The organism is Acetobacter indonesiensis, from assembly GCF_000963945.1.
Lineage (GTDB): Bacteria > Pseudomonadota > Alphaproteobacteria > Acetobacterales > Acetobacteraceae > Acetobacter > Acetobacter indonesiensis.
The window spans coordinates 18875-40897 of the sequence record NZ_BAMW01000059.1 but is presented as its reverse complement, the minus strand read 5'-3'; the positions used below and the strand labels follow the sequence as shown (position 1 = coordinate 40897).

The following is a 22023-nucleotide window of genomic DNA, read 5'->3' as shown; positions in this document are numbered from 1 at the left end:
TTCTGTCAGCGCTGCCGACGGGTGATTCTCCTTCCCTGATTGCGGAAGGGTGATGCGCCTTTATCAGACTAAAGGCGCATTTCATGACAACAGGCCATTAATACATTGTTGTCAGTACATTGCGCAGACGCTTCATTTCCTCCAGCGCGCGACCAGTACCCAGCGCCACGCAGGAAAGAGGGTCTTCCCCAACGGTAACCGGCAGGCCCGTTGACAGACGCAGAACATCGCTCAGACGGTACAGAAGCGCACCGCCGCCTGTCAGCACAATGCCTTTGTCCACAATATCAGCGGCCAGTTCAGGCGGCGTGTTTTCAAGGGCTGTGGTAACGGCGTCAACAATCTGGCTGACAGGTTCAATCAGGCTTTCCGCAATCTGGGCCTGCGAAACCTGAACTTCACGGGGCACACCGTTAATCAGGTCGCGTCCTTTGACGTCCAGCCACGGGCCGGGATCTTCCGGGTCATCCGGCATCATGGCCGAGCCAAGCTTGATCTTGATCCGTTCGGCAGAGCTTTCGCCGATCAGCAGATTATGGGTGCGTCGAATGTAGGAAATGATGGCTTCATCCATCTTGTCCCCACCAACGCGGACAGAGCGCGCATAGACAATGCCACCCAGAGAAATAACGGCAACTTCGGTGGTGCCGCCACCGATATCCACAATCATGCTGCCAGACGGTTCTGTAACCGGCAGGCCAGCCCCAATGGCCGCTGCCATGGGTTCCTCAATCAGGAAAACACGGCGGGCACCAGCGCTTTCCGCACTTTCCTGAATGGCGCGGCGCTCAACAGCGGTAGAGCCGGAGGGCACGCACACAATAATCTGGGGGCTGGTAAACGCGCGCCGGTTGTGAACCTTGCGAATGAAATGCTTGATCATTTCTTCCGCAACATCAAAATCTGCAATCACGCCGTCACGCATGGGGCGGATAGCGGTGATGTTGCCCGGTGTCCGGCCCACCATCAGTTTGGCTTCTTCCCCAACAGCCAGAAGCTGCTTCTTGCCCCGCACTTCGGCAATGGCCACGACTGACGGCTCATTGAGGACAATGCCGCGTCCTTTGACATAAACGAGGGTGTTGGCAGTACCCAGGTCAATTGCCATGTCAGCGGACATGAGACCGAGCAGACGAGAAAACATCCAGGACTCCTGGCTTGAAGGCGGCACCAAGCGATCGGTCAGGGCATGAGCCGTTACAAAAATTACCCGGAGAGATCGCGTTACTATGTGGGGCAGGGATTACCCATGCACAACCTGCCACACAAGACCTTTGCGCAATAAACTGCGTGGAAAGAGTCTGCTATTCTGTCAGGCAGAATAAAACATGGGAAAAGGGCAGCGTCCCCGGCCCTGCTATAACAGGCTGGGCCGGGGCAGTCAGATGCCAGACTTGTCTGGTCAGGCTGTCAGGGCTTCGGGCTCAGCACGGGTGCGCTTGACCAGCAGTTTGTTCAGGGCATGGACGTAAGCCCGCACGGCAGAAACAACGGTGTCGGCATCAGCACCCTGACCATCAACCATCTTACCGTCTTCTTCCAGCCGTACAGTGGTGCGGGCCTGTGCATCCGTGCCTTCTGTAACGGCACCGACCGAGAACAGGGCCAGACGGGCATCATGGGGGAAGGCGCTGCGCAGGGCATTGAAGGCGGCATCAACAGGGCCGTTGCCAGTGGCATTGGCAGAAATGCTTTTGCCATCCACCTGCAGGGTCAGTTCAACTTCTGATGGCTTGCCAGACTGGGAAGACAGGCTCAGCGCACCAAAGCGGATGTGGTCGTTGTCGCGCACTTCATCATCAACCAGTGCGACAATGTCTTCGTCGTAAACAACCTTCTTGCGGTCAGCCAGATCCTTGAAGCGCGAAAACGCATCGTTCAGCTTGGCGTCTTCCAGATCGGCATAGCCCAGTGCTTTCAGCTTGTCGCGGAAGGCAGCGCGGCCAGAATGCTTGCCCATGACCAGGGAGGAACGGCTCCAGCCAACGCTTTCCGGGGTCATGATTTCATAAGTGGCAGCGTTTTTCAGCACGCCATCCTGATGAATACCACTTTCGTGGGCAAAGGCGTTGCGGCCTACAATCGCCTTGTTGGGCTGTACGTCAAAGCTGGTGATGGTGGCCAGCATCCGTGACAGCTTCAGCAGGCTGGGGGTGTGGATGCCGGTTGTGAAGGGGTATTGGTCATGGCGTGTGCGAATGGCCATGACAATTTCTTCCAGCGCGGCATTCCCCGCACGTTCACCAATGCCGTTGATGGTGCATTCAATCTGACGGGCCCCGCCGCGCACAGATGCCAGCGTATTGGCAACACCCAGACCCAAATCATTATGGTTATGGGCCGAGAAGATAACCTTGTCCGCACCCGGCACGCGCTCAATCAGCATGGAGAAAATGCGTTCCATGTCTTCCGGGGTGGCATAACCGACCGTGTCAGGAATGTTGATGGTGGTGGCACCGGCCTTAATGGCGGCTTCCACGCAGCGGCACAGGAAGTCCGGGTCTGTGCGGGAGCCATCTTCCGCAGACCATTCAACGTCGTCCGTCAGGTTACGGGCAGCGGTGTTGCCGGTTGTAATCAGGTCCAGAACAGTTTCCGGCTCCATGCGCAGCTTGTATTTCATGTGCAGCGGAGACGTGGAAATAAAGTTGTGGATACGCTTGCGTTCAGCCGGGGCCAGAGCCTCACCAGCCGCAGCAATGTCTTTTGGCCCACCTGTCCGAGCCAGTGCGCAGATAACCGCCCCTTTTGTATTCTGGGCAATCTGATGCACGGATTCAAAATCACCTTTTGAAGCAACGGGGAAGCCGGCTTCAATCACATCCACACCCAGCGCAGCCAGTGCTTCGGCCATGCGCAGCTTTTCCGCCAGATTCATGGAAAAACCGGGTGACTGCTCGCCATCGCGCAGGGTGGTATCAAAAATGATGACCCGGTCGGCGCTCATCTGGCCAAAGGAAGGATGCGTAATGGAATGAGTGGCTGACATGAAAAACTGTCCTTGAAAAATCTGTCTGGTTTCTGGCGCAGTTAAGCGCCGCTCGCTCCGCATGAATGATGCGGTCAATCGTTCGTCAGTCCCCTAAGCGCGACAGCATGAAGCCGCCCGGATCGCTCAGGGGCAGATTAGTCGAAGGAGAAGGTCCAGACGCAGGGCCACGTCGCCCGCGCACGCCATTTCGGCACGGTGCAAAGACTCGGACGTGAACCAGACGGAATTCATGGCTGGCACCATACAGTTTCAGCCAGCAAAAGCAACCTCAATCCCTGCATGACACCAAGGGAAAACCGATCAGCTTTCCCCGTATCGGGATGCAGGAGAAAGATCAGCGCGTGCTGGCACCCCGCAAGGTGTGCAGCACATATAGCATGACCCCCAGCAACACGGCAGCAAAGGTCTGGTGTACGGCCCCGGCCCAGACGGGCACAACCAGTAACAGGGTTGTAACCCCCAACGCATACTGAATAAGCACAGCCCACCCCAGCATCATCAGGGCATTATGGGCCCGACTGCCAAGCGTGGTGGTCCGTAGGCCCACCAGAAGAATTGCACCAATGGTCAGGGCAGTCAGGGTAGCCAGCAGGCGATGGTCAAACTGGATGGCGGCCTTGTTTTCAACCCAGTTCAGCCAGAAGGGCGTCAGGTTTGAATAATCGGCGGGGATCAGGTGTCCGTCCATCAGTGGGAAGGTGTTGAAGACAAACCCGGCATGCGTGCCTGCTGTAAAGCCCCCCGCGATGATGGTCACGCAGATCAGTCCCAAACCTGCCCAGACCAGCAGTTTGGTGCGGCGGGTGTTTGCGCTGCTGGCGACAGGCTGCGGGTCAGGCCAGCGGATGGAAAAGGCGGTCCATAACACGGCGACATACAGGATAAGGGCGGCACTAAGATGCAGCACCAGACGCACGGGTTCGACAGCCGTGCTGTCAGGCCGGAAGCCGGACGCCACCATGAACCAGCCAATCGCCCCCTGCAAAGCGCCCAGAATAAAGAACAGGAACAACCGCAGGGCCAAGCCACGCGTTATCATGCCGCGCAGGGTGAACCATGCCAGCGGCACAATAAGCACCAGCCCCATTAGGCGGCCCCAGAAGCGATGAATCCACTCTGCCCAGAAAATTTTCTGGAACCCTTCCAGCCCAAAACCTTCATGTTGAAGATGATACTGCGGAATAGTCTGATACAGCGCGAACAATCGCTCCCATTCGGCATGGGACAGCGGCGGAATAATGCCGCTGACGGGCTGCCAGTCCATAATGGACAGGCCAGAGCCGGTCAGGCGCGTCACGCCCCCAATGGCAATCATGCCCAGCAGCATGAAGCACAGAACAAACAGCCAGTTGGAAATCAGGCGGCGGTGGCGTGGCGTCATGTCAGCATGACGCGAGGGGGAGGAAGACATGACAGCCTTTTGCGCGGTGTTACATCAGATGCCAAGGATTTAGACCCTGCTTGCGGCTTGGGGCAAGATGATGCTAGCGGCGCGAGGATGGAACAGCCTGATCGTGCCACCCGTCTTTCTGACACCAGCCCCGTTACGCGGTTTCTGCGCCCGCTGTTGATGCTGGGCCTGTTGGTGGCTGGCGCGTTGCTGATGCGCAACATACCCGCCCTGCATCATATGCTGGATAGCACGGTTTTGCTGCGTGATGGCGTAAAGGGCCGTATGATGTTTCTGGCCGGGGCCAGTCTGTGGTGCGCGTTTGGCCTGCCACGGCAGGTTGCCGGGTTTGCCGCCGGGCTGGCATACGGTGTTGGTGAAGGGACGCTTATGATCACGCTGGCTTCCACCCTTGGGTGCGTGGCCGGGTTTTTCTGGGCGCGCTGGGGGGGGCAGGCTTGGGCTCGTGCCAGATTGGGGACACGGTTTGCCCGGCTGGACGCCATGCTGAGTCAACAACCCTTTATCAGTATCCTTACCCTGCGCCTGTTGCCGGTTGGTTCTGCACTGCTGCTGAATTTGCTGGGGGGAGTCTCTGGCATGAAGGTGCTGCCGTTTATCGCAGCAACCGTGCTAGGCGGGCTGCCGCAGAATCTGGTGGCGGTGCTGCTTGGGTCAGGGATCCGGGTTGACGCCACATGGCAGGCTGTGCTTGGCGGAGGGCTGTTTATTGTGTCAGCCCTTTTTGGTATGTGGCTCTGGCGCAAGGCTCGCATCACGGCGCTTATGCCGGAGAGTCAGGAAAAATCAGAAAGACCGGTGTAAAAACAACACGTCTTACGGTAAGCGCCACACAAAAAAGCGCATTTCTGTTTTTCGTTTTTCTGTCTGTTCTTTTGTCCCGGTTCCTTTTTCTCTTTTCTTTCCACACTATATTTTGTTTCTGGAGCACCGCAGATGGCTTCTGCCTCCGTCTCGCGCGAATCTGTCCCCACAAGCGCGGTTTTTCCGCAAGGCGTGCCCCGCTGGGTGCCGCTGCTGCTTGGGTTTCTGACAGCCGTTGGGCCGATATCAACCGATATCTATCTGCCAGCCTTCCCGGCCATGGAGCAGGCGTTCCATACCGATGCGGGCAATGTGCAGATGACATTGTCCATCTGGTTTATCGGGCTGGCCGTCGGGCAGATGACAGTTGGGCCCTTGTCTGACCGGTACGGGCGGCGCATGCCGATGCTGGTGGGGAATCTGATTTACGCGCTTGCATCAGCAGTCTGTGCTTTCGCGCCCGATATCCTGACGTTCTCCATAGCACGATTTATTGCGTCTCTGGGCGCATCGGCCAGTCTGGTTATTCCAACGGCCTGTGTGCGCGACATGGTGCCCGACAGAAATGCAGGGGCTAAAATGCTGTCCCAGTTGGTTATGGTCATGGGCGTTGTGCCCATTCTGGCCCCCATGCTGGGTGGGCTGGTTGTGGCCATGACATCATGGCGGGTGATTTTCTGGGCATCGGCGGCCTATGGGGCCATCTGCGTTTGTTTTGTGCTGTTTGTACTGCCTGAAACCTTGCCGTTTCAAAAGCGCGTCGCACTTTCCCCCATGACGTTGGTGACCCGCTACCTCACGCTCCTGCGGGATAGGGGGTTTTCGTCCCACGCAATGGTCACGGGTTTTTCCACCTTCATGCAGTTCAGCTATCTGACGGCTGCGTCCTTTGTGTTCATCAAGATATTCGGGTTTTCCCCGCTGCATTTTTCCATGCTGTTCGGGGTGTTTTCCGTGTTCATGATCGGGGCGTCTCAGGTCAATGGCATGCTTGTGGGACGGATCGATTCTGGCAAGCTGTTGCAGGGTGCGGTGCTGGTGGCCGTAACCGGGGCATTGCTGCTGGTTGGGATTGTGGTGTGGGGCAACTGGTATGCCGGGTCAGCGTGGAAGCATGACCAGATCTGGCTGATTATTGCCGCCATGCTTATGACGTTGGCCCCAACGGGTATTATCTTCCCCAATGCCATGATGGGTGCCTTGGCTGATCACCCAAGTCTGGCCGGGGCAGCGGCCGCGCTGGCTGGAACAATGCAGTATATTCTGGGGGCGCTGGCTGGTGTGGCGCTGGGCATGTTCCCCACCACGTCGGCACTGCCCATGGCCGGGTGTATGCTGTTTGGCACAATCATGATGTTGCTGGTCTGCGCCATGCGCCCCAAGACTGCGGTGGTATCAGGCCCCGCTGCGTAGTCCGCGCGCCCAGTTCTCTGCATGCCGTATTGCCCGAGATTCCTAGGCGTTATACGGCGTGCGATCTTGACTGATGCCTTCAGGGCTGCACAGTCCTGATTTTTGCGGCGGGAGAGGGAGTCTAGTCCTCCATGGCACGGCATCCAGCAAGACGGGCCCATATTCTGGCACTGATAGGTGCGGGGTTGCTGATTGTAACCTTTGGTACAATGGGCATTGAACTGGGCAATGAAATGGCCCGCCATGGTGACCTTGACCGGCAAAGCACGGCTGCGGGCAGCTATCTGCGCAATCTGCACCATGCCACCAGTGAGGCCCGAATCTGCTATTACGGCTGGCTGGCCCGCAAACAGCCCGCTGATGCCACCTGCTATGCCCGTGCTGTAACCCAGTTGGCGGAAGACCGCAGTGGCTACACAGCGTTTCGCATTGTGCATGAACGCGAAGGCGTGGGGCGTGCCGAACCGCTGAAAGCGGTAGAGGAAGCCCTTCAGCAGATTGCATCCTGGAAGCCCGATGTTACGGCTATTCCGGCAGCAGGTGAGCAGGTTTTAACCCGTCTGGATGATAACCTGTCCGTTCTCAGCCGTGTCAGCACGCTCGATCAGGCTGATCGTGTGGCGAACATGCTGCGCAATACAAGCTGGCAACGTCGTCTGGGGCTGCTGGGTATTCTGACGGGTGTGCTCAGTCTGATTTCGGCAGGCTGGGTGCTTGATCGCTCGTCGCTGGCCGCGGCTCGAGCCGAGGCCTCCTCGCGTGATCTGGCGCTGCGGCTTCGCGCCACGCTTGATAGCCTTAGCCTTGGTGTAGCGGTGTTCGGTGCAGATGGCCGCCTGTGGCACTGGAACGAACAACTGGCCACAGTGCTGGGGCTTGAGAAAGATTTTTTCAAATTTGGCCTGCCCTATGATGCTCTCAGTTCCACGCTTGTTGTGGGGGGCGTGCCGCTGCTTGAACCTTTTGATCATATTGAGGCCAGCCTGTCGCTTGGGGAGCAAGCGCCGCCAGTGGTGGTGGAATGCAAAGGCATGAACGGCGCTGACCTTGAATTGTGCCGCACACTATTTTTTGCCCCCGATGGCGCGGCAGGGCGCAGAGGCTTTGTGCTGACAGCCGCTGATATCAGCCTGCGGCTGCGGAGCGAGCGCGCGCTGGGTGAAGCCCAGAAACTGCGTGCCCTTGGGCAACTGACAGCCGGTATTGCGCATGATTTCAAAAATCTGCTGACTGTTATTCTGGGTAATCTGGAACTTGCGGCTGATCACGACCAGCCAGAGCATGTAGAGCAGCGGCAGGAATATCTGTCTGCCGCAACCCATGCTGGCCGCCGATCGGAAGCGCTGACCGGCCAGTTACTGTCGTTTATGCGCCGCCAGAGCACGACGCCGGATTCGTTGTCCCTGTCAGATCTGTTCTCTTTTCTGGGTGGCCTGCTGGGGCGTATTATCGGGCCGCGGATTGTTGTGGAATGTGGCGATGGTTCGGATATCTGGACCGTGCGGGCTGACCCGGCACAACTTGAAAGTGCTGTGCTGAATCTGGCGATCAATGCGCGTGATGCCATGCCGACCGGCGGCCGACTGCGCATTGTTGCACGCAACGTCACGTTCTCGGTCAATGCGGATCTTATGAGTCTGCCGGTAGAAGGCGGCCGGAATCGACGCGTTATCTCTGACCCGACACCGCTCCCGGCGGGTGACTGGGTGCGGCTGGATGTTATCGATAGTGGCTCCGGCATGACCGATGAGGTTCTGCATCATCTGTTCGAACCCTTTTTCACCACCAAGGAAGAAGGGGCAGGCACCGGGTTGGGGATGGCCATGGTGCTGGCGTTTTCACAGCAGGTGAAAGGCCGGGTTGTGGTGGCAACAGGCGGTGCCCGTGGGACGGAGGTTTCTTTGTGGCTGCCGCGTGCTGTTGACTGCATGGACATGCCAGAAGTTGCTTTACCCCGCCCCGCGCAAGCTGTTGCCTGCCCCGAATCGCGCCAACTTCAGGTGCTGGTGGTCGAAGACGATGCCGCGATTCGCGATATTGTTGTCACTATCTTAAGCATGGCGGGTCATCGCGTTCTGGAAGCCGGGGACGGAGAACAGGCGTTTGATGTCGCCGCTGCGGCGGAAGGCAAGCTTGATCTGCTGGTGACAGATCTGCAATTACCCGGCCCGCTTGATGGCATCACTCTCTCCCGCGTGCTGGCTGGACGATATCAGGATATGGCCGTGGTCTATATGTCGGGCGACCTGACCCCAGACAGTCCCAGCCCCCCCGGCGCGGTGGAGGGGGCGCGTCTTCTGGCCAAACCGTTCCGGCGGGATGGGTTGATGCAAGCTGTTACCTCGGCTCTGGGGGCGCGGGCAGACGTCTGATAGCGTCTGTTCTCTCTTGCCCAACGCAGGCACCGCAGGCTAGAGCGGGTGCCGGTTGCCGCACGGGCTTTGGTACAGGGCCGGAAAAGGCAGAGTAAAACAGGTCGTTCAGGGGGCTGCGGGTGCAGAACCGGCGTGCCGCACAGCAGAAAGGAAGATCACGGAACATGACGAAGCGCGAGGAGATCGACCTGAAGCGTTATATTCGGAATATTCCGGATTTCCCCAAACCCGGTATCCTGTTTTACGATATCTCCACCCTGATGCGTGAACCCGATGCGTGGCAGATTGCCATGGGTCGCCTTGCCCGCCAGATTGCGCCGTGGGAGCCTGACATGCTGGCAGCTGTCGAATCCCGCGGGTTTCTGACTGCCGCGCCGCTGGCTGACCGTCTTGGTTGCGGGCTGCTGATGCTGCGTAAACCGGGCAAACTGCCGGGTGGCACAATCTCGCACACGTACGATCTGGAATACGGGAGCGATACGCTTCAGATTCAGGATGACGCTATCAAACCTGGCCAACGCGTTGTGGTTATGGATGATCTGCTGGCAACAGGCGGTACTCTGTCAGCTTCTGTCACGCTGCTGCGTAAGGCTGGTGCAAACGTGGTTGGCGCGTCTTTGCTGGTCGAACTGACCGGTCTGGGTGGCCGTGATAAGCTGGATGTGCCTGTCAAAAGCCTCGTCTCCTACGAAGACTGACTTCCACAGAAGGCACACCGCTATTTGACTGTCTGATCTAGGCAGGCAGAGCATACGAGGTGTGAATACTGTTTTCTGCTGCCATAGGGTATGTAACCCCTATGGCAGGATTACTGACCCGTAATGGCTGGCGGCTGGCTGCATGAGAAGTGCAGCTTTGTCTTTGAGCCAGTTTTATCAGGCTCTGGCGGCTATGACCCGGCAAACCCTGCTGGGCAACGGGCCGCCGCGCAAGCTGGACCATTTTCGCTGGTTGATAGCGCCTGACCTGCTGTCCTTCGGGTATGCTCTGCGCACAACCATCTCCTCTCTTATCGCGCTGGGAATTGCGTTGTGGTGGGAACTGGGCAGTCCGCAATGGGCAGCCCTGACCGTCTGGATGGTTGCACAGGGCACGCGCGGTAAATCCATCGCCAAAGCGCGCTGGCATATGTTCGGCATGGTGGTGGGTACTCTCTGCGCCATTGTGCTTGTGGCCTGTATGCCGCAGGCACCACTGTTGTATCTGTTGTGTCTGGCAGGTGGTATCGGGGCATTCTGCTTTGTTGGCACGTTGCTGCCCGGCCCTGCCGCCATGACCAACTACCGTATTCACGGCATGCGGGCGTCCGGTTTTACCTACGCCATTATTGCGCTGGATGGTGTTCTGGCACCGGACCATATTTTTGAAATTGCCATGGCGCGTGCAACGTATATTACGTTGGGCATTGTTATTGAAACCACAATTTCGTCCCTGTTTCAGTATCGGCTTGAAAACCGGGCCAGAAACCGGCTGGCGACCAATTTTGTACAGGCGTTAGGCGGTGCCACCCGCGCACTGGTCAATATGCTGCGCGGAGACCGGCAGGCTGTCACCCACTCGCCCGATGTGTTTGGCACTATCCTGACATTAAGCGATCAGGTGGAGTTTGCTGAAATTGAGATGGGCAAACACCAGCATGAAGGCGACCACGCCCGTGCGGCTTTGGCCGCCATGACGGTGCTGATGTCACGCGGTATGGAACTGTCCGCCCTGCTGGCTGTGCCCAATAGCCAAGGCACCCATTATCAGGATGTTTCTGTGCAGGTCGGTAGCTTTCTGAAAAACCTGCCAGACAGGTTGGGGAATGGCCAACCCATTCAGCCTGTGTTGAATGACCTGACCCTGCTTGATTCCACCTGCCGCGAACTGGCTGCCACCAGTCTGGAAGACGAAATGGTGGCAGCCACGCATCCGCCGGTTGATCTGCCACTGGAACGTGCGCTTTCCCGCGAAGGGCAGCTTCTTCATAAACTTAGCGAAATGCTTGATGAACTGCGTCTTTCGCTTGAGCAGTTTGAAATGAGCCGCAACCCGCAGCCGCATGATCATTTTCGCTATGGGATGCGGACTTATCGTGACTGGCGGGTGGCATTTACCAACAGCTTGCGGGCGTCTGTCACCATTTTCTGTTCCGGGTTGATCTGGGTGGCTACAGCATGGCCCGATGGCCTGACGTTCATGATGTTTGTCGCCATTGTCTGCGCTCTGTTCTCCACGCTGGAACAACCGGCAGTGGCAACGCAGGCTTTTTTGCACGGCACGGTGTGCGTTATTGGCATGTGCGGATTGCTGGACCTGTGGGTCATGGCGCAGCCTACAACGTATGAGATGCTGGCCATGTGCCTGTCCATTCCCATGCTTCTGGGTGGTTTGGCGTTTGCCTATGTGCCGCTGGTTCTGGCGGCCGTGGCGTATAATCTGTTTTTGCCCATTCTGGTTGGGCCTCTCAATCAGGGCCGTATGGATGAAATCCTGTATTTCAATACGGCACTGCCGCTGTTGCTGGCCATGATATTTGCCATGTGGATGTATCGCGTCTTTCTGCCGTTTGACCCTGATGGCCTGCGGTGGGACATGCGGCTGGATATTCTGCGCTGGCTACGTCATTTGGCCGCGTGGCGTACACCCCCTTTGCCAGCCGAGGTTGTGGGGCGTGGCGTGGATAATTTTGTGCGTCTGTCTTCCATGACGGGCGGCAGAAAATCGTATGTTCTGGAAAGTTATCTTAGTGGCGTGCTGTCCAGCATGACAATCGGGCTGAACGTGCTGCGCCTGCGTCATATTCTGGCGCGCGGCGTACTGCCACCCGGCGCACAGCGGGCCACTCAAGCGATGATGAACCGCATGCAGCGTTTTACGGGCCGGTATGGTGGTCAGTATGGCCGTACATCACGGGCAACGCATCTGGCCGTGCTGTATCTGGTGCAGCGTGAGCAGAGCGAGACCAATCTTTCGGTGCGGGTGGAGATGCTGCGGGCTTTGGCCAGCCTGCGAGTGATCGAAACGGAGCTGGCGCAAAATCAGGCTTTTTTTGATGCGTCCTCGCCTTATCTCGATCAGGCTTTTCCAGAAAAAAAGACCGCAGCAGGCTCATAGGCTCTGGCATTGAGCGGGGGTGCTTCACACATATGTGTGGGCCAGCCCTGCTATTGACCCTACAGATCAGCGGCCGGTGCGGTTAGGGTCCGGGCTTTCGTATTTCTCGCCCCCACTAAGCGAAGGGGAAGAGAAGATGGCCCTGAATGATTTGTTCCCGTAAAGACTGATGCGCCCCCCATTCCTGCGGTTGGATAAGAACATATGATCCGGTTTCCCGACTCATCCGTGTGGCAAGACCGTGCAGATGCCATGTATGACCGCGTGCGCCACGTCATTCCCGCAATGGAATGGCCCGCCTTTGCCGAGGATATTGCGGCCATTCTGGAGCTGAAGCAGAAACATAACGCGGTTATTCTGGCGCATAATTATCAGACGCCAGAAATCTTCCATTGTGTTGCTGACATTACGGGCGACTCCCTTGCATTGGCCCGAAAGGCGCAGGAAGTCGAAGCCGATATCATGGTCATGGCAGGCGTCGAGTTCATGGCCGAAACGTCCAAACTGTTGAATCCGTCTAAAACGGTTCTGCTTCCATCTGCCCAGGCCGGGTGTTCTCTGGCTGAATCCATCACGGCAGAAGACGTGCGGCTGATGCGCCAGCGGTATCCCGGTGTGCCGGTGGTGACCTACGTGAATACCTCTGCCGCCGTAAAAGCCGAAAGCGACATTTGCTGCACATCCGGCAACGCCCGAAAAGTCATTGAAAGTCTGGGTGTGGATGAAGTGATTATGATCCCTGATGAATTTCTGGCCCAGAATGTGGCCAATGAAACCGGGGTCAAAGTCATTACATGGAAGGGACATTGTGAAGTGCATGAACGCTTCACCCCGCAGGAAATCCGCGAATGGCGTAAAGCCTACCCCGATCTGGTTGTGCTGGCGCACCCTGAATGCCCGCCAGAAGTCGTGGCGGAAGCAGATTTTGCCGGGTCAACCGCAGGCATGTCAGACTTCGTGGCGTCAGGCAAAGCATCCCGCGTGTTGCTGGTGACCGAATGTTCCATGAGCGATAATCTGGCGGCCCTGCACCCCGAAGTTGACCTTGTTCGTCCCTGTAACCTGTGCCCGCATATGAAGCGGATAACGCTGTCCTCCATCCGCAAGGCATTGGAACAGATGGAAGTGAGGGTTGAGGTTGACCCTGCAATAGCTGACCGCGCCCGGTTGTCGATTGAGCGGATGTTGGCGGTTTAATATCGTCCTGATTGGTCACTGAACCCCACTGTCTGTTGTCTAAGCGTCTGCGAGCCTGAACTGGAGAAAGCCTGATGGTGCCGTCCCTGCCGGATATTATGTTGGAACCACTGGTGCGTGCGGGCCTTCTGGAAGATCTGGGGCGCGGGGGAGACCTGACCACCAACGCTGTTATTGGCGCAGAAGACAGAGTGCGCGTGGTCATGCGCAGCCGCGAGGCTGGGGTTCTGGCGGGGCTTGATCTCGCCCGGTTATCTTTCCATCTGATCGACCCGTCTCTGACTTTTCAGCGCCTCAAGGCGGAGGGTGAACAGCTTGCGCCCGATGATGTCGTGGCGACCGTGGAAGGGAGCGCACGCTCTATTTTGACCGGCGAGCGCGTCGGGCTGAATTTTTTGTCGCATCTTAGCGGTATTGCCACGGCTACGGCGGCTATTGTGCAGGGGATGGCGGGTACAAAAGCGCGGCTGTGCTGCACACGCAAAACGCTGCCGGGCTTGCGCGCTATTCAGAAATACGCGGTGCGGGCAGGCGGCGGGGTTAGTCATCGGTTGGGGCTGGATGATGCCATTCTGATTAAAGATAATCATATTGCGTTGGCGGGCAGTGTGCAGACCGCCGTGGCCCGCGCCCGTGCCGCTGCCGGGCATATGGTGAAAATTGAAGTGGAAGTGGATACGCCCGACCAACTGCGGGAGCTTCTAGCCGGTGAAAAGGTTGATGCCGTCTTGCTGGATAATATGTCCCTTGCTGATTTGCGCACCTGTGTGACCATGATTGAGGGGCGCCTGCTGACAGAAGCCTCGGGCGGCATTACCCCGCAGACTGCCTCCGCCATAGCGCAAACAGGGGTCGATCTGCTGTCTGTGGGATGGCTGACCCATTCAGTCAAAGCCCTTGATTTCGGACTGGACTTCGAAACACTTCTTTAGAGGCGAACCAGACTGTTCAGTTGCAGAAGGAGGAGTGGCTGTTAGCGTAGCCGTCCTCCATCCATAGAGACAGCAAGTTGTAGAAGAGACCATCACAGAAAGGTGAAAGATAGAAATTGCCTTTTTATAATGGTTTTTAACGTCGCCATTCGGTTCTCGCGTTAAAAAGGGTCATCGACTGTCATAACAACGCGAATGTTCAGTCTCTCGAGAAAAAGAAAAATACCGGAAAGGGAGAGTTTTGATGTCTGATGGTGTGTCTGTGCCCGTTACTGCATCCAATGGTGACCAAAACAGCGCGGAATGGTCGGCAGAACGAGCCAGAGCTTTTCTGCGGGAAATGTTTGATGCCGCCGTTGCGAGTGCCAGCCCATCCCAGGTGTTGGCACAGGCACTACCGGAAAAGCCAACAGGCAGATGTGTTGTGGTCGGGGCAGGAAAGGCCTCTGCCGCCATGGCAGCAGCGCTGGAGGCTGCGTGGCCCGATGTCACGCTGGAAGGCGTTGTCGTAACGCGTGACGAGCATGCTGTCCCTACCCAGCATATTACCATTCTGGAAGCGTCTCACCCTGTACCTGATGAACGGAGCGAGCAGGCTGCGCGCGCCATTCTGAAAGCCGTTGACGGGTTGGGGCCGGATGATCTGGTGATTGCTCTGATTTCAGGAGGGGGATCATCCCTTCTTTCTCTGCCAGCTGAGGGCATTACGCTTGAAGAAAAAAAGCAGATTGGAAAAGATTTGCTTCATTCAGGCGCAACGATTACGGAAATGAATACTGTTCGCCGTCATCTTTCAGCAATCAAGGGGGGACGTCTGGCGCAGGCTGCATACCCCGCACGGGTGGCAACATTCGTTATCAGCGATGTGCCAGGTGATGATCCATCCGTTATAGCCAGCGGCGCAACAGTGCCCGACCAGACAACTGCGTTAGATGCCCTGCGTATTGTTCGTAAATATGACCTGACGCTCCCTGACTCGGCCTTGGCGCTTTTAAAGCGTGAAGCCGACCATGCGCGGCAGGATACGCCTGCTGTGGCAGAGGGTAATAGCCTGACCATGATTGCAACCCCGTTCATGGCGCTTCAGGCCGCTGCGGATGTTGCCCGCAAAGCAGGCGTTACGCCTGTCATTTTAGGGGATGCAATTGAAGGTGAAAGTTGTTCAGCTGGTATTGTTTTTTCAGGAATTGCTCGTTCTGTAAAACAACATGACGTGCCTGTTTCAGCCCCGGCTGTTTTGTTGAGCGGCGGTGAAACAACGGTTACCATCAAAAAAGGCGAAACCCCTGGCAGGGGTGGACGCAATACGGAATTTCTTTTGGCCTGTGCGCAGGCGCTTGGTGGAGAAAGCGGTATCTGGGCGATGGCTGGTGATAGCGATGGCATAGACGGCACGGAAGATGCGGCGGGTGCTATTGTCACACCAGACACTCTGGCGCGTGGTGAAAAAGCCGGTGTCAGTGCAGAAGACTTTCTAAAAAGACATGATAGCTATAGCTATTTCAAGGAAATTGGTGATCTTGTTATTACGGGGCCGACGCTGACCAACGTGAATGACATTCGTATTCTTCTTGTGCTGTAAACATGGCCGCCGGAAGGAAGCACGTTTACTTCTTTCCGGCACTTCGGTGTGAATGCTGAATATCTAAAGCCAAAATTTCTGAATAATTAATAAAAAATCATAAGAATATTTTTCAGTAAATGGTTTTCCAAGTAAGAAAGACATTACTGTTTAAGAATTGTTTCAACCTGTTTTCGGAGTGCTGGGATAACGCGTTCCTGAAACTCCGGTGTACTTCGTTCCCATGCGCCTGTACGCCATGATGGGTGCGGAAGGGGAAAGTAATCCGGTAGATAATGTTCAAAATTCAAAGTTCGATCATACACTTTTCCTTTCCCAAGCGTGTGGTTCTGCGAATAGGAGCCAACCAGAAGCGTAAGCTGAATATTGGGAAGAAAGGAGAGGATACGATCCCGCCATAAAGACGCACATTCAGGTGGCGGTGGTCTATCTCCCCCCTTTGGTAGAACACCAGGATAACATAACCCCATAGGGACAATGGCAATTTGCTCTTTATCGTAAAAAAGAGAGCGGTCCATATTTAACCATGCCCGCAAACGCTCACCGGATGCGTCGTTAAACGGAATACCTGTTTCATGCACGCGCGTACCGGGCGCTTGCCCTGCAATCAGAATACGCGCTTTGGGTGAGAAATTAATAACGGGGCGAGGCGCAAAAGGGAGTTTTCCGGCACAGGCTTTGCAGTTTCTGATTTCTTTCAGAAAGCAGGAAACAGCCTCATCAGTGATATCTGCTTGTGTAACGTGCGGCGTGGCAAAAAGCGTTTTCATGCTTGCGCCAGTCCTTTTACATAGCGCGGTACAATTTTTGTCGCTGGGCCATAGAGCACTTCATCAAACAGCCCAGATGCCCCCGAGGGCGCAAGATTCAATTCAACCGTATGGGCGTGATGAGACGCTGTCTGCACAAACCCGGCAGCAGGCCAGACCGTGGCTGATGTGCCTATGGCAACAAACAGAGTGCACTCTGCCAGTGCTTTTTCAATTCTGGTCATGTGGTAAGGCATCTCCCCAAACCAGACGACATCCGGCCGTAAGGTGTTGTGCTGGCAGTGGGGGCATGGTGTGTCTGGCAGGCAGTCATCTACCCAAGCGAATGTTTTTTGGCATGTCTTGCACAAAACACGTTCAAGTTCTCCATGCATATGCACCAGAGATCTACTTCCCGCCCTTTCATGTAAGGGGTCTATGTTCTGGGTAATCAGCAGAAAGTGGTCGATGTATTTTTCGCCATGATGCGTCTGGAATGCGGCTTCTAAATCCGCCAGAGCATTGTGGGCGGCATTCGGTTGTGCTGACTGTACTTCCCTACGACGCTGATTGTAAAAATCATCAACCAAAGCCGGGTTTCGCAAAAAGCCTTCTGGTGTACAAACATCTTCAATCGCGTGTGCCGCCCATAATCCGCCTTCGTCCCGAAATGTCGCAAGGCCTGATTCCTGACTGATGCCTGCACCTGTCAGAATGACAATCCGTTCAGCAAAAAAGGCGGGGGGCAAGTCACTCATACCCAGCATATGTGGTGCCGGGCGTGTTTTAACAAGAACCTGACTGGCGCATAAAAAAACACCGCGATGCTGCCACCGCGGTGTTTTTTGCAGAACCCTCGCTCCGGTTACGGAGCGAGGTGGAAGAAGAAGCTACCTTACTGGGCAGCGTCTTCACCCGTGTGGGTCTGCGGAGAGAACGTCCAGCCAGCGCCGTAAGGCTGCGGATGGAAGACACCCCATGTTGCCGTGTCATTGCCACCAAAGCCCCAGGAAGAGGTGGAAATGGGGGCATGGTTAACACGCAGCTTCTGAATATCTGCTGCCGTAACGTTGGCCGGAGCCTTGTTACCCCAGGAAACACGGATGAAGTTGACTACATCCGCAATCTGCTGGTCAGACAGAACATTCTTGTAGCCAGGCATTGCGACCGCAGAAGGAGCCCAGTTGGTGGGCGGCAGAACCGCACCAGCCACAATGATGTGGGCCACAGATGTCGGGTTTTCAGACACGACAACCGGGTTGCCAGCCAGCGGCGGGAACATACGAGCTACACCACCACCATCATTTCTATGGCAGATTGCGCACTGTTCAACATAGACGCTTGCACCCGGTGTGCCCGACGTATTGTTGGCATCCAGAGCCTGTGCAGTTGATGGGTCATATTTGTAATCACCACGAGCAGGCGGAACCGGCGGCAGTGATTTCAGATATTTCGCCATGGCGTGCAGGTCGGAATCCGTGAAGTACTGCGTGCTCCAGCCAACCACGTCAGCCATGCCACCGAACACGGCAGAATGGTCAATACGGCCAGATTTCAGGAACTGATACACATCTTCTTCAGACCAGCGGCCAATACCCAGAACGGGGTCGTTCCGCAGGCTTGGGGCAATCCAGTTATCGATCGGCGCACCACCACCCAGGAAGTCTGGGCCACCAGCGGCATCAAGCGCTTTTTCCTGCATGCCAAAACCACGGGGCGTATGGCACGCACCGCAATGGCCCGGACCTGTTACCAGATATTCACCACGGGCAATGTCCGCATCCGTGCCGGGGGCAGGGGTGAAGTCTTTTGGTGTCGGGGCAAAGACGGAACGCCAGATGGACAGCGGCCAACGCATGGACAGCGGCCATGAGATATCGGCTGCATGGTTTGGCTGGGCTACCGGCTTCACACCATGCATGAAGTACGCATACAGCGCCTTCATGTCATCCTGCGTCATGCGTGAAAATGCAGGATAAGGCATGGCCGGATAAAGCGTGCTGCCGTCCTTACGGACGCCGTGACGCACAGCTTCATCAAACTCTTTGAACGTGTAGGTGCCAATCCCGTGCGTGGGGTCTGGCGTGATGTTGGTGGAATAGATGGTGCCAATGGGGGTCTGAATAGACAGACCACCGGCATACACCTGACCGTGCAGCGCTGTATGACACGCTACGCAGTCACCCAGGCGCGCAATATACGCGCCTTTTTTCACCAGTTCATCGTCAGTGCTTTGTGCGTGGGCCAGAGAAGTGCCTGCCAGAAGCCCGACTGTGACCGCTCCCAGAGCGGCTTTTAGTCCTTTGATCATCGTTTTTACCACTGTGTCGCTTGTGTGCCGAATGACGTCATGACTGAGCCGGACCATTACGGCGCAATGCCGAGAGTCGGGTTTTCTGGAATGCCCTTGTCATTCTTGCGAGCATCCACTTCGCGCTGATAGGTGTCGTTCGCACGCTTGATGATGAACTGACGAATGCTTTCGATTTCGTCAGGCTTCATGCTGGTATCGAAGCGATCCATACCATAAGCCGTCAGAGCCCCACGGCCGACCACGTTGTAGAACGCGTCCTGATGGCGGATGGAACCAGACCAGCGCAGGTCAGGCAGCACACCGGCACCTTCTGCGTTGTCGCCATGGCAGGCAGCGCAATAGGTCTGGAACTGGAAGTAGCCGTTGTCAGTTACCTTGGTGTCATACTGCGCAGGCGGTTTGACAGGCAGGAAGCCCTTGTCGTTCTGCGGAGGCAGTTCAGCCTTACCGTCAAGCGAGAAGGCAACAACGCGGGAGTGGTTGACTGTCCAGCCAGACGTACGGGCCAGACCACCCAGGAAGAACGGATAAATACCGCCCCAACCCACTTCGACCGCCACATACTGCTTGCCCTGCGCCTTATAGGTGATGGGCGGAGCAATGATGCCGCTCTGTGCATCGAAGTGGAACAGGTCTGCACCGTTCGTCGCGTCGTAGGCGTGGAATTCACCATTCGCCAGACCCTGGAACAGCAGGTCACCACCAGTTGCCAGAATACCACCGTTCCATGGACCTTTATGGTCAACAGTCCAGGCAGCTTCCTGCTTTTTGGGGTCCCAGGCGACAATCCAGCCCTTCAGGTCTTTCATGAACGCGGTGCGGGCTTCCGGAGTATCCGGCAGACCAGCCTTGTTCATGTCCAGACCAAGGTTCCAGGAGTCAGGGTGTGCCTTGAAGCCACCAACCTGGTTTTTATACAGGAACGGAACCTGCTGCGCCGGGATGTAAACCAGTCCGGTTTTGGGGCTGTAGGCCATGGCGGCAAAGTTATGACCACCCAGATCACCCGGAATACCGTACCATTCCTTGCCGTTCAGCGTATAAAGCGCGTCCGGGTTGTAGATGGGGCGGCCGGTCTTGGGGTCCAGACCCTGTGCCCAGTTCTGGTACACGTAGTTTTTGCCGGACAGGAATTCACCCGTTTTGGCATCTAGAATGTAGAAGAAGCCGTTCTTAGGCGCATGAACGATGACGTGACGGTTTTCACCGTTGATCGGCATATCAAGCGTCATGATCTGCTGAACCGAGGTGTAATCCCACTGGTCCATTGGGGTTTCCTGGAAGTGCCAGACATATTCCCCGGTTTCTGGCTTAACAGCGACGATGCTGCCCAGGAACAGGTTGTCGCCAATCCCGTCAGAACGGTATTTGTAGTTCCATGGAGACCCGTTACCAACGGCCAGATAGACCAGATCAGCCACCGGATCATACACGATGGAATCCCAGACCGTGCCGCCGCCGCCCTGCTTAGTCCAGGCGCCTGTGGGGCTCCAGGTCTTGTAGGCTTTGCTCATCAGCACGTTGTCTGATGCAGCGTGGTCAGGCTGGTTCTTGTTGTTGGGAACCGTGTAGAAGCGCCATTTCATCTTGCCGGTTTCTGCATCAAAGGCAGAAACAAAGCCGCGGGCACCGAATTCAGACCCACCATTGCCGATCAGAACCAGACCTTTGGCAACGCGGACTGCGCCGTCAACCGTGTAGGAACGCTGCTGACCGAGAGAGGCGTCTTTGGGGATGGTGTTCACTTCCCACACCAGCTTGCCGGTCTTGGCATCCAGGGCAATCAGACGGCCATCAAATGTGCCGAAGAACACCTTGCCGTTCCAGTAGCCAGCACCACGGTTAACCGTGTCACAGCAGCCTTTGTCGGCAATGTTGCCTGGGACGCGGGGGTCATACTGCCACAGAAGCTTGCCGGTTGCCGCGTCAAGCGCCTTCATTTTTGACCAGTTGGTGGTGGCGTACATCACCCCATCCACAACCAGAGGCGTACCTTCCTGACCGCGGTTGGTATCAAGGTCAAAATACCAGGCTAGTTTCAGATTGCCCACGTTGGACTTGTTGATGTCTTCCAGCGGGCTGTAGCGCTGCTCGGTATAGGTCCGGCCGTAGCTGAGCCAGTTTTCAGGGTGATCATCCGCGTGGATGATCGCTTCTCCCGTGTTGCCCAGGCTATCAGCATGGGCAGGGAGTGCTGCAAACGGCATAGATGCGGCGCAGATCGTTCCGGCCGCGAGAATTCCTAGCAGCGAACGTCTCTTGGCGGAGGCGGGGCGGGTCATGCGTTAGTGTCCTCGACTGGTATTAAGGTGAGGAAAAAAGACAATAAAGCCGGCAGTCCGGTTTGGGACACTCAGCCAATCAGGCTCCGCCCTGTCAATCACGCCAGATGAATAGCTGATACCAGATCAATAGATATTATGTAGCGGTTACAGCGGTGTAGAGACCGCATATCACCTCACGACCAAGGTGCTATCTGCCGGCACAGAATATGTTATAACAAGAGAAAAAGAGCTGTTCAGAAAGCGGTAAACGAATAATCGGCCTCTGGAACAAACAGGGTCGTTTCAGCATTTTTCCAAGAGCTGAAAAGGGTAATTTCGGAAATTGTCACCTCCTCAAACGGGGCACCGTGATGCAGTTGCATCCAGGCGCTGACGTCTTCCGGTGGAGTTGTTGTAACAGTGGCAATGGGGATGGTGAGGGGCGAAAACTGGCGCGCCGTCTTAACCCCAGCCCGCTTAACCACTGAGAGTATTTTCACGGAAAGGTGATCGATAGCGGGCGAACGAATTCTGAGTTCAAGCGTGATTCGGTCTCTACGGGTAAAGATGTCAAAACCGTCAGGCTGCAGGGTGGCTGCATCATTCATCCGCACTGCCGCTAACCCGTGGTCTAACTCTTCCAGAATGGTGGGGTCTGAAATGTCCCCTAACGTACAGAGTGGCAGACGCAGAAACGTCTCAGGGATCCAGCTTTCGTCCAGAAAATGATTCTGGAGATCAAGAAGGCTCTGTCTCGCCTCTTCAGGCAGGGTAATGCCAACACTAAGATACATGTACAGACCTTACGGTTTGGGCTCTGATGAAGGCAGAAGACGGTGGCAACTTATTGCGGCCAGAAAGCCCGGTTAGGGGCCAACTGTACCGTGACAATTG

16 protein-coding genes are annotated in these 22023 nt (G+C 56.3%); 8 read left to right on the top strand and 8 right to left on the bottom strand.

Annotated features, from left to right (window positions below; genetic code table 11):
• Window positions 1-97: 97 nt before the first annotated feature.
• From Abin_RS13460 to Abin_RS13450, 3 genes are all read right to left on the bottom strand, one after another.
• A complete protein-coding gene (locus Abin_RS13460) occupies window positions 98-1144 on the bottom strand; it encodes a rod shape-determining protein (protein ID WP_048847794.1) in 1047 nt (348 codons plus the stop codon).
• A gap of 258 nt (window positions 1145-1402) precedes the next feature.
• The gene (locus Abin_RS13455) at window positions 1403-2989 is read right to left on the bottom strand and encodes a 2-isopropylmalate synthase (RefSeq protein ID WP_048847792.1); all 1587 of its coding nucleotides are present in this window, start codon (window positions 2987-2989) and stop codon (window positions 1403-1405) included.
• Window positions 2990-3326: 337 nt separating this feature from the next.
• The gene (locus tag Abin_RS13450) at window positions 3327-4373 is read right to left on the bottom strand and encodes a COX15/CtaA family protein (RefSeq protein WP_086613123.1); all 1047 of its coding nucleotides are present in this window, start codon (window positions 4371-4373) and stop codon (window positions 3327-3329) included.
• 117 nt (window positions 4374-4490) lie between these two features.
• Between Abin_RS13450 and Abin_RS13445 the strand changes: the two genes are divergently transcribed.
• The 8 genes from Abin_RS13445 to Abin_RS13410 all read left to right on the top strand — a co-directional run bounded on the left by Abin_RS13445 (window position 4491) and on the right by Abin_RS13410 (window position 15802).
• A complete protein-coding gene (locus Abin_RS13445) occupies window positions 4491-5207 on the top strand; it encodes a TVP38/TMEM64 family protein (protein WP_048847788.1) in 717 nt (238 codons plus the stop codon).
• Window positions 5208-5339: 132 nt separating this feature from the next.
• Window positions 5340-6620, top strand: coding sequence for a multidrug effflux MFS transporter (locus tag Abin_RS13440; RefSeq protein ID WP_048847786.1), 1281 nt, complete (start codon window positions 5340-5342; stop codon window positions 6618-6620).
• Window positions 6621-6751: 131 nt separating this feature from the next.
• Entirely contained in the window at window positions 6752-8992 is a 2241-nt protein-coding gene (locus Abin_RS13435; protein ID WP_048847784.1) for an ATP-binding protein, read from the top strand.
• A 167-nt stretch (window positions 8993-9159) separates the two neighbouring features.
• Entirely contained in the window at window positions 9160-9693 is a 534-nt protein-coding gene (locus Abin_RS13430; protein WP_048847782.1) for an adenine phosphoribosyltransferase, read from the top strand.
• Between the two features lie 142 nt (window positions 9694-9835).
• Window positions 9836-12091 carry an FUSC family protein gene (locus Abin_RS13425; RefSeq protein WP_048847780.1) on the top strand — a complete coding sequence of 752 codons (2256 nt, stop codon included), beginning with the start codon at window positions 9836-9838 and terminating at the stop codon, window positions 12089-12091.
• A 204-nt stretch (window positions 12092-12295) separates the two neighbouring features.
• Complete coding sequence (gene nadA, locus Abin_RS13420; RefSeq protein ID WP_048847778.1) at window positions 12296-13288, top strand: quinolinate synthase NadA; 993 nt, start codon at window positions 12296-12298, stop codon at window positions 13286-13288.
• Between the two features lie 74 nt (window positions 13289-13362).
• A complete protein-coding gene (gene nadC, locus Abin_RS13415; protein ID WP_048847776.1) occupies window positions 13363-14220 on the top strand; it encodes a carboxylating nicotinate-nucleotide diphosphorylase in 858 nt (285 codons plus the stop codon).
• A gap of 340 nt (window positions 14221-14560) precedes the next feature.
• Window positions 14561-15802 (top strand): glycerate kinase type-2 family protein, encoded by a 1242-nt coding sequence (locus tag Abin_RS13410; RefSeq protein ID WP_255319386.1) that lies wholly within the window; start codon window positions 14561-14563, stop codon window positions 15800-15802.
• Window positions 15803-15945: 143 nt separating this feature from the next.
• Here the strand turns inward: Abin_RS13410 and Abin_RS13405 are convergent, their stop codons facing one another.
• From Abin_RS13405 to Abin_RS13385, 5 genes are all read right to left on the bottom strand, one after another.
• A complete protein-coding gene (locus Abin_RS13405; protein WP_084593653.1) occupies window positions 15946-16572 on the bottom strand; it encodes a uracil-DNA glycosylase family protein in 627 nt (208 codons plus the stop codon).
• Window positions 16569-17309, bottom strand: a complete 741-nt coding sequence (locus Abin_RS13400; RefSeq protein WP_048847831.1) for an NAD-dependent deacylase — start codon at window positions 17307-17309, stop codon at window positions 16569-16571. Before Abin_RS13400 ends, Abin_RS13405 begins: the two co-directional genes overlap by 4 nt.
• A gap of 137 nt (window positions 17310-17446) precedes the next feature.
• Complete coding sequence (locus Abin_RS13395; RefSeq protein ID WP_048847828.1) at window positions 17447-18862, bottom strand: c-type cytochrome; 1416 nt, start codon at window positions 18860-18862, stop codon at window positions 17447-17449.
• Between the two features lie 56 nt (window positions 18863-18918).
• On the bottom strand, window positions 18919-21147 hold the full coding sequence (locus Abin_RS13390; protein WP_048847772.1) for a PQQ-dependent dehydrogenase, methanol/ethanol family: 2229 nt from the start codon (window positions 21145-21147) through the stop codon (window positions 18919-18921).
• Window positions 21148-21383: 236 nt separating this feature from the next.
• The gene (locus tag Abin_RS13385) at window positions 21384-21923 is read right to left on the bottom strand and encodes a 2'-5' RNA ligase family protein (protein WP_048847770.1); all 540 of its coding nucleotides are present in this window, start codon (window positions 21921-21923) and stop codon (window positions 21384-21386) included.
• Window positions 21924-22023 lie beyond the last annotated feature (100 nt).